This window comes from Microbacterium sp. oral taxon 186 str. F0373 (genome assembly GCF_000411455.1).
Taxonomy (GTDB): domain Bacteria; phylum Actinomycetota; class Actinomycetes; order Actinomycetales; family Microbacteriaceae; genus Microbacterium.
Window position 1 is genome coordinate 421191 of sequence record NZ_KE150458.1, and the last position, 16456, is coordinate 437646.

16 protein-coding genes are annotated in these 16456 nt (G+C 69.2%); 11 read left to right on the top strand and 5 right to left on the bottom strand.

The genetic code is table 11. The features are described from left to right. Position 1: 1 nt before the first annotated feature. Together HMPREF1529_RS12050 and HMPREF1529_RS12055 are read left to right on the top strand one after the other, a co-directional pair. Complete coding sequence (locus HMPREF1529_RS12050) at positions 2–1117, top strand: NAD(P)H-dependent glycerol-3-phosphate dehydrogenase (RefSeq protein ID WP_016465027.1); 1116 nt, start codon at positions 2–4, stop codon at positions 1115–1117. Next, positions 1017–2099, top strand: a complete 1083-nt coding sequence (locus tag HMPREF1529_RS12055) for a D-alanine--D-alanine ligase family protein (protein ID WP_084675258.1) — start codon at positions 1017–1019, stop codon at positions 2097–2099. Before HMPREF1529_RS12050 ends, HMPREF1529_RS12055 begins: the two co-directional genes overlap by 101 nt. A gap of 25 nt (positions 2100–2124) precedes the next feature. On the opposite strand, the gene HMPREF1529_RS12060 is transcribed toward HMPREF1529_RS12055, so the two are convergent. Then, positions 2125–2604: a DUF3515 family protein gene (locus tag HMPREF1529_RS12060; protein WP_232212125.1), complete on the bottom strand. Its 480-nt coding sequence runs from the start codon at positions 2602–2604 to the stop codon at positions 2125–2127. A 22-nt stretch (positions 2605–2626) separates the two neighbouring features. Between HMPREF1529_RS12060 and thiL the strand changes: the two genes are divergently transcribed. After that, the gene (thiL, locus tag HMPREF1529_RS12065) at positions 2627–3610 is read left to right on the top strand and encodes a thiamine-phosphate kinase (RefSeq protein ID WP_005050199.1); all 984 of its coding nucleotides are present in this window, start codon (positions 2627–2629) and stop codon (positions 3608–3610) included. A gap of 554 nt (positions 3611–4164) precedes the next feature. Here the strand turns inward: thiL and rsmD are convergent. Further along, positions 4165–4725, bottom strand: coding sequence for a 16S rRNA (guanine(966)-N(2))-methyltransferase RsmD (rsmD, locus tag HMPREF1529_RS12075; protein ID WP_082230644.1), 561 nt, complete (start codon positions 4723–4725; stop codon positions 4165–4167). 76 nt (positions 4726–4801) lie between these two features. On the opposite strand from rsmD, the gene HMPREF1529_RS12080 reads away from it, so the two are divergent. From HMPREF1529_RS12080 to mutM, 6 genes are read left to right on the top strand one after another with little or no spacing between them, the layout of a single operon-like run. Further along, positions 4802–6979, top strand: a complete 2178-nt coding sequence (locus HMPREF1529_RS12080) for an ATP-dependent DNA helicase RecG (RefSeq protein ID WP_016465030.1) — start codon at positions 4802–4804, stop codon at positions 6977–6979. 35 nt (positions 6980–7014) lie between these two features. Continuing rightward, the gene (gene coaD, locus HMPREF1529_RS12085) at positions 7015–7512 is read left to right on the top strand and encodes a pantetheine-phosphate adenylyltransferase (protein WP_005050208.1); all 498 of its coding nucleotides are present in this window, start codon (positions 7015–7017) and stop codon (positions 7510–7512) included. Positions 7513–7558: 46 nt separating this feature from the next. Then, positions 7559–8113 carry a YceD family protein gene (locus HMPREF1529_RS12090; RefSeq protein ID WP_016465031.1) on the top strand — a complete coding sequence of 185 codons (555 nt, stop codon included), beginning with the start codon at positions 7559–7561 and terminating at the stop codon, positions 8111–8113. A gap of 2 nt (positions 8114–8115) precedes the next feature. Continuing rightward, entirely contained in the window at positions 8116–8325 is a 210-nt protein-coding gene (gene rpmF / locus HMPREF1529_RS12095) for a 50S ribosomal protein L32 (RefSeq protein WP_005050211.1), read from the top strand. Between the two features lie 16 nt (positions 8326–8341). Continuing rightward, positions 8342–9034 carry a ribonuclease III gene (rnc, locus tag HMPREF1529_RS12100; protein ID WP_005050213.1) on the top strand — a complete coding sequence of 231 codons (693 nt, stop codon included), beginning with the start codon at positions 8342–8344 and terminating at the stop codon, positions 9032–9034. Then, positions 9027–9932 (top strand): bifunctional DNA-formamidopyrimidine glycosylase/DNA-(apurinic or apyrimidinic site) lyase, encoded by a 906-nt coding sequence (mutM, locus tag HMPREF1529_RS12105; protein WP_005050215.1) that lies wholly within the window; start codon positions 9027–9029, stop codon positions 9930–9932. The genes rnc and mutM overlap by 8 nt, the downstream gene beginning before the upstream one ends. Here the strand turns inward: mutM and HMPREF1529_RS12110 are convergent. The 3 genes from HMPREF1529_RS12110 to HMPREF1529_RS16440 are packed head-to-tail and all read right to left on the bottom strand — an operon-like array spanning position 9902 to position 11755. After that, the gene (locus tag HMPREF1529_RS12110; protein ID WP_005050218.1) at positions 9902–10483 is read right to left on the bottom strand and encodes a GNAT family N-acetyltransferase; all 582 of its coding nucleotides are present in this window, start codon (positions 10481–10483) and stop codon (positions 9902–9904) included. The genes mutM and HMPREF1529_RS12110 overlap by 31 nt on opposite strands. After that, positions 10480–11565: a GNAT family N-acetyltransferase gene (locus tag HMPREF1529_RS12115; RefSeq protein WP_005050219.1), complete on the bottom strand. Its 1086-nt coding sequence runs from the start codon at positions 11563–11565 to the stop codon at positions 10480–10482. Before HMPREF1529_RS12115 ends, HMPREF1529_RS12110 begins: the two co-directional genes overlap by 4 nt. 58 nt (positions 11566–11623) lie before the next feature. Next, positions 11624–11755, bottom strand: a complete 132-nt coding sequence (locus tag HMPREF1529_RS16440; protein ID WP_005050221.1) for a hypothetical protein — start codon at positions 11753–11755, stop codon at positions 11624–11626. 397 nt (positions 11756–12152) lie between these two features. Here HMPREF1529_RS16440 and smc point away from each other — a divergent pair, with 397 nt between their 5' ends. Together smc and HMPREF1529_RS12125 are read left to right on the top strand one after the other, a co-directional pair. Next, positions 12153–15659 carry a chromosome segregation protein SMC gene (gene smc, locus HMPREF1529_RS12120; protein ID WP_016465032.1) on the top strand — a complete coding sequence of 1169 codons (3507 nt, stop codon included), beginning with the start codon at positions 12153–12155 and terminating at the stop codon, positions 15657–15659. Positions 15660–15732: 73 nt separating this feature from the next. Continuing rightward, entirely contained in the window at positions 15733–16398 is a 666-nt protein-coding gene (locus HMPREF1529_RS12125) for a hypothetical protein (RefSeq protein WP_016465033.1), read from the top strand. Positions 16399–16456: the final 58 nt, after the last annotated feature.

Consider the following 16456-nt stretch of genomic DNA (forward strand, 5'->3'; position numbering starts at 1 on the left):
GGTGTTGCCGCGGGTCGCGGTGATCGGCTCGGGCAGCTGGGGAACCACGTTCGGCAAGGTGCTCGCCGACGGCGGCGCCCACGTGGTGATGTGGGCTCGCCGCGCCGAGCTCGCGCAGGAGATTCAGGAAGGGCACCGCAACAGCGAGTATCTGCCCGGGATCAACCTGCCGCGCACGATGTCGGCGACGACGCACCTCTCGGAGGCGCTCGAGGGTGCCTCGCAGATCTATCTCGCGATCTCGAGCCAGGCGCTGCGACAGAACCTGAAGGCGGTGCGTCCTCTCGTGCGCGACAGTGACGCGCCGATCGTGTCGCTGATGAAGGGCGTCGAGAAGCGCAGCGGGCGGCGGATGAGCGAGGTCATCGCCGAGGAGCTGCACTGCGACCCGGCCCGCATCGCGGTCGCGTCCGGCCCGAACCTTGCGCTCGAGATCGCCCGGGAGCAGCCCACGGCAGCCGTCATCTCCTCCACCAGCCGTGACACGGCCGAGGCGGTCGCCCGGCGCGCTCGCAACGACTACTTCCGGACTTTCGTGAACACGGATGTGATCGGCACCGAGTTCGGTGGTGTGCTGAAGAACCTCATCGCCGTCGCGATCGGCATCGTCGACGGCGTCGGTTACGGCGAGAACACGAAGGCCTCCATCATCACGCGCGGTCTCGTGGAGATGACCGACTTCGCCGTGGCCCAGGGCGCGCAGCCGGAGACGCTGCAGGGGCTGGCCGGTCTCGGCGACCTCATCGCGACGTGTCAGTCTCCGCTGAGCCGCAACAACACCGCCGGGCGACTCCTCGGCCAGGGCTACAGCTTCCAGGACGTGGTGAAGCAGATGAACCAGACCGCCGAGGGACTCGCGTCGGTGGCACCGGTGCTGCAGCTGGCCCGCGCCTCCGGCGTCCAGATGCCCATCGTGGAACAGGTCAAGATGGTTCTGGACGGCACGATGAATCCTCGCGACATCGCGCCGCATCTGACCACCGACGACGACAAGCCCACGGGCGAGAGGACCCAGCATGGACAAAGCGGTAGTGGCGGTGCTCTTCGGAGGGCGTTCCAGCGAGCACGCGATCAGCTCCGCGACGGCGGGCGGCGTGCTTCGGGCGATCGACCGTGATCGCTTCGACGTCATTCCGGTAGGGATCACGCGCGACGGCGCTTTCGTGCTCGAAGACGACGACCCCGACAAGTTCGCGCTCAACCCGGAACGTCTGCCGGAAGTCGTCGACAACGGCACGCGCATCCTGTGGCCCGACTCCGTCCGCTCCCGCGAGCTGCGCGTTCAGGATGCCGACGGCATCCGCTCGCTCGGCGACATCGACGTCGTCTTCCCGATCCTGCACGGCCGCTTCGGCGAGGACGGCACGATCCAGGGCTTCCTCGAGCTGCTCGATCTGCCCTACGTCGGTGCCGGACTGTTGATGTCGGCGATCGGCATGGACAAGCACACCACCAAGAGCGTGCTGAAGGCTGCCGGCGTCCCGGTCGTGCCGTGGGTCACTGTCACCGAGGCAGCCCTGGCCCGTGAGAGCGACCTGTGGCTGCGGCGGATCCGCGCGCTCGGCCTGCCGGCGTTCGTCAAGCCGGCGCGGGCCGGGTCGAGCGTGGGCGTGTCGAAGGTGTCCGACTGGTCCGAGTTGGATGCCGCGCTGGCGACCGCCTTCGCCGAAGACGGCACGGTGCTGGTCGAGCAAGCGATCGTGGGCCGCGAGGTCGAGTGCGGCGTCCTCGCCGGTCGGGACGGCGCCGCGCCGCGCGTCAGCGTCGCCGGGGAGATCGTGATCACGGGGCGGGACTTCTACGACTTCAAAGCCAAGTACCTCGATGCCGCCGGTATCGACCTCGTCTGCCCCGCGCAGCTGCACAGCGGCGAACTCGCCGAGATGCAGCGCGTCGCGGCCCGCGCGTTCGAGGCTCTGGGCGGCGAGGGACTGGCACGGGTGGACTTCTTCTTCACGGGAACCGAGTTCTTCGTCAACGAGGTCAACACGATGCCGGGGTTCACGCCCATCTCGATGTTCCCGAAGTGCTGGATCGCGACGGGAATGAGCTACCGGGACCTCATCAGCGAGCTCATCGATCTCGCGCGCGTGCGCTGAGGCGCTCGGCTGTCGCGACGGCGCGTCAGGACGAGGGGCGGGCGATGCAGCTGCGACCGTCGGTAGGCAGCTGCTGCACGGCGGATGACAGCGCGCTGAGCACGTCGCGACCGCTCACCACGTCGTAGTCGAGATAGACCTGGACGGCAGGGGTCCGACCGAACGTCGTGAACCGATACTTGGGCGCCTCGGAATCGTCCATGATCCAGTCGATGCCGTCCACCGTCTGGCAGACGAGAGCCGACGGGCCCGGGGCGTCGAGACCGCAGGTGAGCAGGACGCTGGCGGGGGAGCCCCAAGCGCCCGTGGCCTGCGCATCCGTCCATCGTCGCGGTTGCCCGTCGACGGTCGCGGGGAGCCTGGAGGTCACCTCGGCGCAGGCGGGATCGTTCGCGCCCTTCGCCGGTGTCATCGAGACCGTCGAGCTGCAGCCGGTGACGCCCACCGCGACGCCGAGAGCCATCGCCACGGTCAGAGGGACGACGAGCAGGCGCGAGCGGAACACCACGCCAGGCTACCGTGGAGCGATGAGCACACCGATCGCGCCGACCGTCCGCGACCTCGGCGAGCGTGAGGTGCTGCGCCGCATCCTCGCCGTACTCGACGGGTCGTCGCGGGCGCTTCTCGGCCCCGGCGATGATGCTGCCGTGCTCTCGGCCCCGGATGGTCGCGTCGTCGTCTCGACCGACACGCTGGTGCACGGGCCCGACTTCCGGCTTGCGTGGTCGAGCGGGGAGGACCTGGGCTGGAAGGCGGCGGCGGTGAACCTCTCCGACATCGCCGCGATGGGCGCCCGTCCCACCGCTCTGATCGTGGCGCTCGCCCTGCCCGATGACACTCCCGTCTCCTTCGCGGAGGATGTCGCCCGCGGGCTGCGGGAGGCCTGCGACACGCTCGCTCCCGGGTGCGCCGTGGAGGGCGGGGATCTCGCGGCATCCGACACCCTGACGATCGCCGTGACCGTGCTGGGCTCGCTCGACGGCGAAGCGCCCGTGCTGCGTTCGGGAGCACGGCCGGGTGACGTCGTCGCCGTCACGGGCGAACTGGGCGCGGCGGCGCGGGGGCTGGCGCTGCTGTTCGACCGGTTCCGGGATGCCGAGGGCACACCCGTCCCGGTGGATGCCGACGCGCTCAGCGCCTCCGAGCGCGATGACCTCGCGGCCCAGCTGCGCCCGCGTCCTCAGCTGGCGCAGGGACCGCGGGCGGCGCGCGCGGGGGCGACGGCGATGATGGACATCTCGGACGGTCTCGTGCTCGACGCCCGCCGGATGGCGGAGGCCTCAAGGGTACGGATCGATCTCAGCCCTGAGCTCGATGAGATGGCGCTGCACGGTGGTGAGGACCATGGGCTGCTCGCCTGCTTCCCACCGAATGCTCCTCTGCCGGACGGGTTTCGCCCCATCGGCACGGTGTACGCCGATACGCAGCCACGTGTGACCGTCGGCGGTTCGCCCTTCTCCGGCATCGGAGGATGGGACCCTCACCGTGATTGGGATGCGGGTCGCGGCTGAAGGCCTGTATCGTCCGTGTGGCGTGCTCACGCCGTCGGCGTTGCGTTGCACGAGGCGCGCGGCGATCGACAGCGCCAGGCCGGAGCCGACTGCGCGCACATCCCGGTACCGCTCGCGCAGCAGCCCGCGGTCGAAGGCGTGGGCGGCGTCGTGCGCCGTCAGCCCGCGGCCTTCGTCGGCGCGGAGGACCTCTCGGACCTCATGCGATCGAACGGGGGAGACCAGACCATCCGCGAGCGCCTCCGCATAGCCCCGAATGGCCGTCAGCGGAGTTCTCATCTCGTGCGAGATCGACAGAAGGAGCTCCCGCTGTCTCTCTGCGGCGACTTCGGCGACACCGCTCGGGGGCAGACGCAGCTCGCGATCGCCGGCGGCGAGGGCGCGTGTGTCGAGGTCGAGGTCGGGTCATCCGTCGTAGCGGCGGACGCCGCCGACGCGCAAGCGCCCACCGCGACAGCGGCGATGGAAAAGGGGGCGAGAACACGGGGGATTCTCTTGACCACCACGATGAGCCACGTTTGTCAGGACGCAATGCGAGAAGTGTTCGGGTCGTGTCAGACGCGCACGCGCACCCACCACACGGTCGTGTCGCCGTAGGTCTTCTCGCGTGTGAGTATCAACGAGTCGGGAAGCGTGGGCGCGCCGGAACGTGTGGCCCGCTCGACGATGACGACGGCGTCAGGGTCCAGGCGTGCGGCGAGCAGTCCGAGGACGTCTCGCAGCTCGCTGTCCGCGAGGTCGTAGGGGGGGTCCACGAACACGAGATCGAAGAGCGTTGTGCCGCTGCGCAGAAAGGCGTCGACACTCACCCGATGCACGCGAATCGCGACGTCGGGGACCGCCGTGCCGACGGCGTGCGCGTTGCGAGCGGCGACGGCAGCGGCGCGCGCAGACTTCTCCACGAGATCGGCGGAGGCTGCACCCCGGCTGACGGCCTCGAGACCGAGCGCTCCGGAGCCGGCGTAGAGGTCGAGAACGGCGGCCTCCTCGATGAGGCCCGCAGCATCCAGGGCGCCGAAGAGCGACTCCCGCACACGATCGCTCGTGGGCCGCGTGCCGGCATCGGGGACGGTCAAGACAAGAGACCCAGCGAGACCGGAGATGATGCGCGTCACCGCTTCACGATAGCGCGACCGCTGCGCGGGCTTGCATGACGAACGGGGCGTCGGTAGGTCTGCATAGACTCGTCGCATGCCCGCGATCACGCTCGACACCGCCTTGGGTGACGCGCTGGGAGCGCCGACCGCGAAGCTGTTCGAGCGGGCATTCGGCATGAGCACGGTGGCCGATCTGCTGACGCACTACCCCCGGCGCTACGCCCGGCGCGGCGAGCTCACGCCGATCGATTCGCTGCCGCTCGGCGAGCAGGTGACGATCGTCGCCGAAGTGCGCTCGGTGTCGTCGCGGCAGATGCGTCAGCGTCGCGGCTCGATCCTCGAGGTCGTGATCAGCGACGGCGCGGGAGCGTTGACACTGACCTTCTTCAACCAGGCCTGGCGCGCCAATGACCTCCAGGTCGGTCGGCAGGGCATGTTCTCGGGCAAGGTCGGCCAGTTCCAGGGGCACCAGCAGCTGGCCCATCCCGATTACACCCTCTTCGACGACGTCGACGCGGCGCGATTGAACGCGGAGGCGCAGCAGCACACGCCGATTCCGATCTACCCGGCGACGAGCACCGTGGCGACGTGGCAGGTGCAGAAGGCCGTCGCGACCGTGCTGGCCGCGCTGGCGCCGATTCCCGACCCCCTCCCCGACGCGATGCGCGCGGACGAGGGGCTGCTGGATGCGACGACGGCTCTCCGGCGCATCCACATTCCGGAGAGCTTCGATCAGATCGACGACGCGCGACGAACGCTGCGCATGCACGAGGCGTTCATTCTGCAGACCGCGCTCCTCCAGCAGCGCGAGACGGTGCGGGCCATGGCGGCGACCGCGCGCCCGGCGGGCGAGCTGCTCCACGTCTTCGATGCCCGCCTGCCGTTCACACGCACCGCCGACCAGGACGCGGTCGGCACGCAGATCGCCGCCGATCTGGAAGGCCCGTGGCCGATGAACCGTCTGGTTCAGGGTGAGGTCGGTTCGGGCAAGACGCTCGTGGCGCTGCGCGCCATGCTGCAGGTGGCACAGTCCGGTGGGCAGTCCGCCCTGATCGCCCCGACCGAGGTCCTCGCAGCGCAGCACGTCCGCTCGATCGCTCGGATGCTGGGACCGCAGCTCGCGCCGGAGCTGATGCCCACGCTGCTGACCGGGCAGCTACCTGCCGCCGAGCGGCGGAAGGCGGCACTGCGGGTCGCGTCGGGACAGGCGCGGATCGTGGTGGGCACACACGCCCTGCTGAGCGCGTCGACGACGTTCGCCGACCTCGGTCTCGTCGTCGTCGATGAGCAGCACCGCTTCGGAGTCGAGCAGCGCGAGACCCTCCGCGCGAAGGGGACCGCGCCACATGTCCTGGTGCTCACGGCGACGCCCATTCCGCGCACCGTCGCGATGACCGTCTTCGGAGACCTGGATGTCTCCACCATTCGGACCATGCCGACCGGGAGGGCAGGGATCACGACGCACGTGGCGCCGCTCGCAGAGAAGCCCGGGTGGTTCGCACGCGTATGGGAGCGCGCCGCAGAAGAGGTCGCCGCTGGGCACCAGGTCTTCGTCGTCTGCGCCGCCATCGATGCCGAAGCGCTCGGCACCCCGGCAAAGGATGCCGCGGACGACCTGCCGGTCGATGTGGGCGCCGTCGAGGGCGAACAGCCTCGCACCCGATGGGGAGTCGTCCAGGTCGCTCAGATGCTCGCCGGCATCCCCTCCTTCGACGGCCTGCGGGTCGAGATCCTGCACGGGAAGATGCCGGGGGAGCAGAAGGATGCGGTCATGCAGGCCTTCGCGGCCGGGCAAATTGACGTGCTCGTGGCCACCACGGTGGTGGAGGTCGGCGTCGACGTCCCCAACGCCTCCACGATGATCATCATGGAGGCCGATCGATTCGGCGTCTCGCAGCTTCACCAGCTTCGCGGCCGGGTCGGCCGCGGCGCGGTCGCCGGGCTGTGCCTTCTGGTCACGGAGGCGCCGGACGGGACGCCGGCCCGTTCACGGGTGGAGGCGGTCGCCTCCACGACGGACGGCTTCCTCCTCGCCGAGATCGACCTTGAACTCCGCGGCGAAGGCGACGTCCTCGGCGATGCGCAATCAGGAGCACGGACGTCGCTCCGGCTTCTTCGCGTCGTACAGGATGCCGACCTGATCGCGCGGGCTCGCGCGGCCGCGGAGGACGTGTTGTCCGGCGATCCGACGCTCGGACGTCATCCGGGGCTCGTCGCGGCGATCGAGCGGCGCGTCGGGCAGCAGGAGCGCGCAGCGCTCTCCAAGAGCTGACGGCGCCGGAGTGCGGCCCCGCTAGGCTTGGCGGTATGAACAACCGCATCGCGGTCGTCCCCGGTTCGTTCGATCCGCCGACCCTCGGTCATCTCGACGTCATCCGCCGTGCGGCCGCTCTGTATGACGAGCTGCACGTCCTCGTGGTGCACAATCCGGGCAAAGAGGCGATGCTGCCGATCGCGCAGCGGCTCAGTCTCCTCGAGCAGTCCATCGCCGAAGAGGGCGTCGAAGGCAATGTCGTCGTCGCCTCGTGGAGTGTCGGTCTCCTCGTCGATTACGCGCAGGATGTCGATGCGGGCGTACTGGTCAAGGGCATCCGTTCGCAGATCGACGTCGCCTACGAGACGCCGATGGCGATCGTCAACCGGCACTTGGCCGAGATCGAGACCGTTTTCCTGCTGCCCGACCCTGCGCACGCGCTGGTGTCGAGTTCGCTCGTGCGTCAGGTTGCCGCCCTCGGCGGCGACGTCTCACCGTTCGTCCCCGGGCCGGTCGCGCGCTTCCTCGACACGGGAGCGCGGGCGGGCTGACGGCCTCGGCTGCCCACGAGGCGGCTAGCATTGCGTGGTGGTCAGAATGCATGTGAGCGGTCCGTTCGTGTTCCCGGTGCGCGATATCTCGCATCGCGCGGGAGAGATGCGCGAGTTCGACATCGAGGTCCCTGCGCCGGCGAAATGGGGCGAGGGTCTCGTGTCCGTTCCTGAGGGTGAGCCCATCGAACTTGCGGTCCGTCTCGAGTCTGTCCACGAGGGCATCCTGGTGACGGCCGAGATCGACACCGAGTACACAGGCGTGTGCGGCCGATGCCTCACCGACATCGCCCGGCCTGTCGAAGTCGAGTTTCAGGAGCTCTTCGGGTATCCTGGGACCGAAGCGATCGACTTCGAGGTTCAAGACGACCACGTGGATCTTGAAACTCTCGTCAGGGACGCGATCGTCCTCTCGCTTCCATTCCAGCCGGTGTGCCAGCCGGACTGCCCGGGGCTCGACCCCATCACGGGTGAGAGGCTGGCCGCAGGAACCGTGCCGGAGATTCCGATCGACGAGCGCTGGGCCGCGCTGAAGGCCCTCACCCCAGACCCTGATGACGAGGCCGCGAGCCGCGTCGTCACCGATACAGAGAAGAGCTAGCCATGGCAGGTAACCCCCCGAAGCGGAAGGTCTCCCGCTCCAACACTCGTTCGCGTCGCGCGCAGTGGAAGGCCGAGGCCCCCACGCTCGTCAAGACCGTCGAGAACGGCAAGGTCGTCTACAGCCGTCCCCACCAGGCGAAGGTCGTCACCGACTCGCAGGGTACCGAGCTGTTCCTCGAATACAAGGGCCGCAAGGTCGCTGACATCTGATCGCGGCGGCCATCTGATGGCGGATGCCGTGATCGAGCACCGTGTGCTCTCCGACAAGCTCGGGGTCGACATCGACCCCGAGCTTCTGTCGGTTGCGCTCACGCACCGTTCCTTCGCCTACGAAAACGGCGGAATCCCGCACAACGAGAGGCTCGAGTTCCTCGGCGATTCGATCCTCGGACAGGCCGTGACGGTGCATCTGTTCCTCACGCACCCGGAGCTCGAAGAGGGCGCCCTCGCGAAGCGTCGGGCGAGCGTCGTGTCGACGGTCGCCCTCGCCGAGGTCGCCCGGGGCATCGATCTGGGGGAGCACCTGCGCCTCGGACGCGGTGAGGATCAGACCGGCGGACGTGACAAGGATTCGATCCTCGCCGACACGATGGAAGCGGTCATCGGCGCCACGTTCCTCTCAGCAGGACCGGACGCGGCCACGGCACTGGTGCTGCGGCTCGTGGAGCCGTTGATGGCCGACCCCGACCGCTACGGCGCCGCGATGGACCCGAAGACGAGCCTGCAGGAACTTGCGGCACGGCTCACTCTCGCGCCGCCCGCCTACGTGATCTCGGCCGAAGGCCCCGATCACAATCGCGTGTTCACCGCGACGGTCAGCGTCGGCGACGCGACGGCGACCGGAGTGGGCTCCAGCAAGAAGCAGGCGGAGATGGCTGCGGCTCTGACGCTGTGGCGCACGCTCAGCGATCGTGCCTGAGCTGCCCGAAGTCGAGGTCGTGCGCGCCGGGCTGGCACCGGCCGTCGCTGGGGCGCTGATCATCGGCGTCGATGCACGCGACCCGCGGGCGCTGACGCGTCACGACGGCGACGCGACCTCGTTCGAGCGCGCGTTGACGGGTCGACGGGTCGGGGGTGTGGCGCGGCGTGGGAAGTTCCTGTGGATGCCGCTGGATCCGGCATCCGCTGCGGACCGCGCCGCGATCATCGCCCACCTAGGGATGAGCGGACAGATGCTGCTACGTCCCTCGGGTGCGCCTGTGGAACGTCACGAACGCGTACGCATCGATATCGCTCATCCTGAGCACGGCGAGCTCGTCGTGGTGTTCGCCGACCAGCGGACCTTCGGCTCGCTCGCGATCGACGACCTCGTCCCCACGGCGGACGGATGGGCCGGCGGCTGGGGCAGCACCGAGGCGCTCGTTCCCTCGCAGGTCGCCCACATCGGGCGCGATCCCCTCGATGACGCGTTCGATGAAGCCGCGGTCGTGGCACGCGTGCGGACGAAGCGTTCAGCCATCAAGCGCGTCCTTCTCGATCAGAGCGTGCTCAGCGGCGTGGGGAACATCTACGCGGATGAGGCGCTGTGGGCTGCGCGGATCCACCCCGAGTCGCCGGCCGCTGCACTCAGCGTGCGCGCTCTGCGCCGCCTGTTCGCCGAAGTGCGGGCCGTGCTGCTGAAGGCCCTCGCCGAGGGCGGCACCAGCTTCGACGCCCAGTATGTGAATGTCAACGGTCAAGCGGGCTACTTCGCCCACTCGCTGAACGCCTACGGCAGAGACGGGCTGCCCTGTCCGCGGTGCGGTCGTCCGATCGCCCGGGCATCATTCATGAACCGGTCCAGCCACTACTGTCCACGCTGCCAGCGTTTCAGCTGAGGCGCTTCTGCCACTCGCCTGCAGAAGAGACCGGAGTGAAGCCGATGGCCTCGTTCATCTCGCTCCTCGGCCGATTCTCCTCGGCGTTGTAGGTCTCGACACGTGTCAACGGCACCGAATCCCGTCGAGGCACCCACGGACGCACCACCGGGATGGCGGTGTTCTGTCCACGCTTGCAACACCGATCGCCCCAGGTCGGCCGCGATGCCCTCGGCCTCACGGAGCAGACGGGTACCGATGCCCCGACGACGGTGTTCTTCGCGCACCCTCACCATCACACCGGCGGTCCGTGACTGGCCATCTGGCAGGTAGTCGACGCCCACGCTGCCGACGACGAGGCCGTTGCACTCCGCGAGACGACCGATCACCGTGCGATCCGCCTGATCCTGCCACGCGGCGAGAACCTGGGGCAGCGTCAGGTCGTACGCGCTCGAGCCGTGTACCTGACGCCCGTGCGCGTTGCGCAGCTCCCGCAGCGCCTCGAGGTCGGCGATCTCCGGCGCGTCCATCGACGGGGGGACCCGGATGGGCCGGATGGTGACATCGCTCACGTCAGCACCTTCTTCCAGGCGCCGTTGTAGGCGACGGGCACGAAGCCGATCCTCTCGTTGATGTCCAGCATCGGCCGATTCTCCTCCGCGTTGTAGGTGATGACCTTCGGCGACTGCGGGGCGATGTTGCGGCGCCAGGTCTGCAGACCCGCACATTTGACGAGCTGGCCGAGCCGGTGGCCGCGGTGCTCGCGAAGCACCAGGGTGTCCTCCTGGTGGCTGGGCCCGGTCGGATCGGTCCCGATGACGAGCTCATTGAAGGCCACCAGCTCACCGCTGTCGACGTGCTGCGCAGCGGTGACCAGCTTGGTGCGGCCCGACTCGACGTACTTCGCGTCGTGACGGGCGACCCGCTCGGCATCCCAGGTCTCCTCATCGAAGTCGAGATCGGCGCTGGGCGCATCGGTCGACATCCGGGACTTCATCCAGGCGTACGCGTCGACGTGTGTCGCCGGGGTCGCGCCCTGCCACTGGAGGACGCGGTAGCCGGCGGATGCCGTCTCCGCCTCGGCACGGAGGTGACGGACGGTCGCGTCCGCACCCGCGAGGATCAACTCGCTCTGACGCTCGATCTGCTCGAGGGTATAGCCGTGGCGCAGGTAGAACCGTGCCGCGTGGTCGCGAGGAATCGATCCATAGCCGGTCGGGGCCACCAATCGATCTCCGTCGGCATCCGGATGCTGCGCCCATGACTGCAGGATCGTGCGCCCGTGTTCGCGTGCGGTCTGCTCGATCAGACGGTATCCGGCCGATCCGATGCCACGTCCGTGGTGCGCGGCGAGCAGTTCGACGAGCCAGAAGGCGTTGCGCGATCCGTCTTCGAGCGGCAGATCGACGCCCACACGGCCGACGAACGCGCCGTCGACGATCACCACCCAGGCATGACGGATCTCGTCCGGGTCGGCCTGGTAGTGGGGGAGCAGCTCTTCGGGTGTCATCGCGTCGTCATCGGTGCCGGCGATCTCGCGGTAGACGAGGTTGCGGACGCGGGTGAACTCGCGGAAGTCGGCGGCATCGCCGGCATCCATGGAGGTGGGAATGGTGAGGGAACGGAACTGGAGTCCGGGAACCGTGGTGGTCACGAGATGTCCTTGAGGTGGGGGCCGGGGCGCCGCAGACGGACGCCCCGGCAGAGGCGGATCAGAGGTAGGGAAGGATCTGTCGGCGGCGCTGCCATTCGAGCTCGCGCTGCTCGCGCTCGCGCTCGGCGAGACGGATGCGGCGGCGTTCGGGGTCGCTGGCGTGCAGGGCCGACGCGATGAAGGTGTGCATCGTGCGGTGCTTTCCTGTGGGAGAGCGCGGACGCGCTCGGGAGGCGGGAAGGTGCCGGGCTACGGCGGCGGCAGACGCGACGAAGCTGCGTGTGCCGGGGATGCTGACGGACGACGCGGTCGTGCCCGGCAAAAGGGCAGAGCTCTCGTCGGAGCGGGTCAGCAGACGCCGCGGACGGCGTCGAAGGAGACGGTCCCCGTGCGCTCACGGAACGGGTATGCGGGCATCGCGGTGGCGATGGTGCCGGTGGCGTTCAACAGAATCATGTCGGGGACCTCCTTTCTCGACTTCAGACGCGGTCTGTCACGCTAGCGGGTGCTCTCGGCGCGCGTCAAGCCGGTGTTCGCGTGTCGTTCCGATAGCGTGGAGCGCACACCCACTCCAGGAGGACTCGCGAATGCACCTGAAGAGCCTGACGCTCAAGGGCTTCAAGTCGTTCGCACAGCCGACCACCTTCGCGCTCGAGCCCGGCGTCACCTGCATCGTCGGTCCGAACGGATCCGGCAAGTCGAACGTGGTCGATGCTCTCGCGTGGGTCATGGGGGAGCAGGGCGCGAAGACCCTCCGCGGCGGCAAGATGGAGGACGTCATCTTCGCCGGCACCTCCACGCGTGGCCCGCTCGGCCGTGCCGAGGTGCAGCTGACGATCGACAACAGCGACGGCGCGCTGCCCATCGAGTACAGCGAAGTGACCATCAGCCGCACGCTCTTCCGCAACGGAAGCAGCGAGTACGCGATCAACGGCGCGAGCTGCCGACTGCTCGATGTGCAGGAGCTTCTGAGCGACTCCGGCCTCGGGCGGGAGATGCATGTGATCGTCGGTCAGGGGCGGCTCGACAGCGTGCTGCAGGCGAGCCCGGAAGATCGTCGCGGCTTCGTGGAGGAGGCTGCCGGCATCCTGAAGCACCGGCGGCGCAAGGAGAAGACGCTGCGAAAGCTGGACGCGATGGAGGCGAACCTCACGCGACTGAGCGACCTCGCCGGGGAGCTGCGTCGACAGCTCAAGCCCCTCGGCAAGCAGGCGGAGATCGCGCGCGAGGCGGCCACCATCGCGGCCGTCGTGCGCGATGCCAAGGCACGGCTGTTCGCGGACGAACTGGTCGGCCTGCGCACGCAGCTGGCCGACCATGCGCGTACGGAGCAGGAGCGCAGCGCCGAGCGCCTGGTTCTGCAGGATCAGTCCGAGCAGCTCAAGCTGCGCATCGACGCGCTCGAGGCGCAGCAACGTTCGGAAGCCGTCGACGCCGCGCGCGCGGTTGCCTTCGGTCTGGAGCGCGTGCAGGAGCGGCTCCGCGGTCTCTTCTCCCTCGCGGGCCAGCGTCTCGCTCTCCTGGAGGACGACAGCACGCTGGGAATCGAGGTCGCCACGGTCAGCCAGGCCTCGATCGACGAGGCACGCGCGGAGATCGATGAGATCTCGGCCGGCCTCGGCGGTGCCCAGGATGCCGCGGAAGCCGCCTCCCGCGACGTGATGCGGGCGCGTGCAGAACTGGACGCACTCGACTCCGACATCGCCGCCCAGAGCGCCCTCGTCTCCGAGCACGACATGCGGATCACGAAGCTCCGCGGAGCGGCGGATGCCGCGGCATCCCGCCTCGAGGCCGTGCGCGCGGGCGTCGAGCGCCAGCAGCGCGCGCTCGACGCGGCCCTCGCGCGCCGCGCCGAGGCGGAGGCGGCTCTCGCGGGTATCGACCCCGATCTGGTGACCGAGGGGTCATCCGCCGAGCACGCCGCGGCCTACGAGCGGGCGCAGCGCGACGCCACGGCAGCCGAGAACGAACTCGGGGCGATCCGCGAGCGGCTGCACGCTGCCGAACGGGAGCGGGAGTCTCTGACCGCGCAGACCGCGGCACTGGGACGAGCCCTGGACGTCCGTAACGCCGCGGCCGAGTTGATTGCGCGTGGAGGCTCCGGCATCCGTGGCCTGGTCGGCGACGCCGTCAAGGTGCGGTCGGGATACGAAGCGGCGATCGCGGCGGCTCTCGGTGCCCTGGCGGAGGGTCTGCTGGTCGACGACATCGATGCGGCGATCGCGGCGGCCCGCGGTGCGCGCGACGCCGACCTCGGCCGGGTCGACATCACGATCGCCGACGTCGCAGCGGTCGTGCCGACGGCAGAGATCCCCGATGGCGCGATCGCCGCGGCGGACGTCGTCACCGCACCAGCCGGCATCCTCGGCATCCTCGCGCGCGTCCTGATCGTCGATGACCTCGATTCCGCGCACGCCGTCCGGCGCACGCTCATCGACGGCCCGGCAGCCGGGACGACGATCGTCACCCGCGCCGGCGAACTGCTGACGGCTTACACGATCCATGCGGGCTCCGGGGCCGGACGCTCGCGCCTGGAGCTGGCTGCGGAGCGGGATGCCGCGGCTGAACGCCTCGCGGAGATCACGGTCGTCGCGGATTCCCTCCGCGAAGCCCTCGCCGACGCCCAGGAGTCGTGGAACGACGCACGATCGCGGACGAAGGACGCTCTGCAGAGCCTGCGCGAGCACGACGCCGCTCTGGCGGCACACACCGAGCAGGTCAACCGTGCCACGGTGCGCCACGAAGCGGCCGTCGCGGAGTGTGAGCGTTTGGAAGCTGGCCTCGCTCAGGCGTCATCCGCGGTCGCGGAAGCCGAGAGGGCGGCCCGCGCGGCCAATGATGCGTTCGAGAGCGCCCAGCAGGCTCCCCGCCCCATCCTCGACGCGTCAGCCCGCGACGGTCTGCTCGACGCTTTGGAGGGTGCGCGCGACCGCGAGATGCGCGCGCGTCTGGATGTCGAGACGCTGCGTGAGCGCGTGCGCGCCGGCGAAGGCCGGGTCGATCAGCTCGTGCGCCAGCGCGAGCGCGAGCGCGCCGCGGCGGCGGAGGCCGCACGCCGCGCCGTGATCCGTCGTGCACAGCGAGCGCTGGCGGCCGAGGTCGCCGATGCACTGCCCCCGGTGCTCGATTCGGTCGACCGGTCCGTGACCCAGGCACGCGTGGAACTGCAGCTCGCCGAGCAGGCGCGCACCGCCTTGACCGCCGAGCTGGCCTCACTGCGCACCGAGGAAGCGAGTGTGCGCGAGCGACTGGGCCGACTCACCGAAAGCGTGCACGGACTCGAGCTGCAAATGCACGAGAAGCGCCTGCATGTCACGAGCCTGCTCGATCGCGTTCGCTCCGAGCTCAGCCTCGAAGAGAATATTCTCGTCTCGGAATACGGTCCGGACGTTCCCCTGCCCGGAGGCGAGGGCGAGCAACCGCTGCCGTACGATCGCGCGGCGCAACGCAAGCGGCTGCAGGATGCCGAACGCAAGCTCGGGCAGCTCGGACGCGTCAATCCGCTCGCCCTCGAGGAGTACGCCGCGCTCGAGCAGAGGCATGCGTTCCTCACCGAGCAGCTCGCCGATCTCGTCCAGACGCGCACCGACCTGCAGACGATCATCGCGGAGCTCGACGAACGCATGCAGACGATCTTCCTGGCGGCGTTCGAGGACACGCGCGTGGCGTTCGGCGAGGTGTTCCCGATCCTGTTCCCGGGCGGCTCCGGCAGCATCTCCCTGACCGATCCCGACAGCCCCCTGACCACGGGAATCGAGGTGTCGGTGCGTCCGGTCGGCAAGAAGATCGAGCGCCTTTCGCTGCTGTCGGGCGGCGAGCGCTCCCTGGCCGCCGTCGCGCTGCTGACCGCGATCTTCATGGCGCGTCCGAGCCCGTTCTACATCCTCGACGAGGTCGAGGCCGCTCTCGACGATGCCAATCTGGGACGGCTGTTGGGCGTCTTCGAGAAGCTGCGCGCCTCGAGCCAGCTGATCGTGATCACACACCAGAAGCGCACGATGGAGATCGCGGACGCGCTCTACGGGGTATCGATGCGACAGGACGGCGTGTCTGCTGTGGTCGGTCAGCGCGTCCGCGAACGGGAGAGCGCGTGACGCGCGTCGTGCGTTATCCACAGATGGCCACGTCCAGCGACGGCGCGCGTCGCGGCATGGATAGGTTCTGCTCATGAAGTCATCTCACCCGGTGTCAATCGCGGTGCTGCTGATCGTGGCGGTCGGACTGACGGCCTGCGCGGCGGGGGGTCCTTCCTCCTCCGAGTCGACTCCCTCGCACCCGTCGGCGTCGGCGTCTCCCAATCCAACGGGCAGCGAGACCGACGTTCCGGTCCGGGACACGCTGGGCTTCGACGACGGAAACGACGTCGACAACCGCATGCAGGCGCAGTGGATCGACGCGATGATCGCCGACAAGGACTTCACCCTCTCGTCGCCCGACGACGGGAAGGGAAACTGGGCCTATACGCAGAACGCCACGCAGTGCGTCGTACGTTTCTGGCAGGGGTCGGTCGCCGACCTGCCCGCCGCCTCCTCCGATCGGGAGCTCTCCGACGCGATCCTGTCCGTGTGGACCAGGGTGAGCCCGGCAGACGTGACCGCCCACGCGGCAGACGGCACCGTCGGCTATCAGCTGTCGGGTGAGGCGACGGCGGCCGTGCGCATCATCGCCGGGTCCGCGCAGGACAAGACCTACGTCACCGCGGCACGCGGCCTGCGCGGCCTGCGCGGCGGTTTTCTGACTGAGGTGGAGTGCCCGTCCGGCCAGTCCGCGACGGCCCTGTTCGCCGCCCTCACGCCGCGATATCTGGGTCTGACGGTGTATCCCGCGTTCTGACGCATCCGCGTCTGGGCGGGGCGCCGTCGCCGTGTGCCGCGCACCCGTAGGCTGAAGA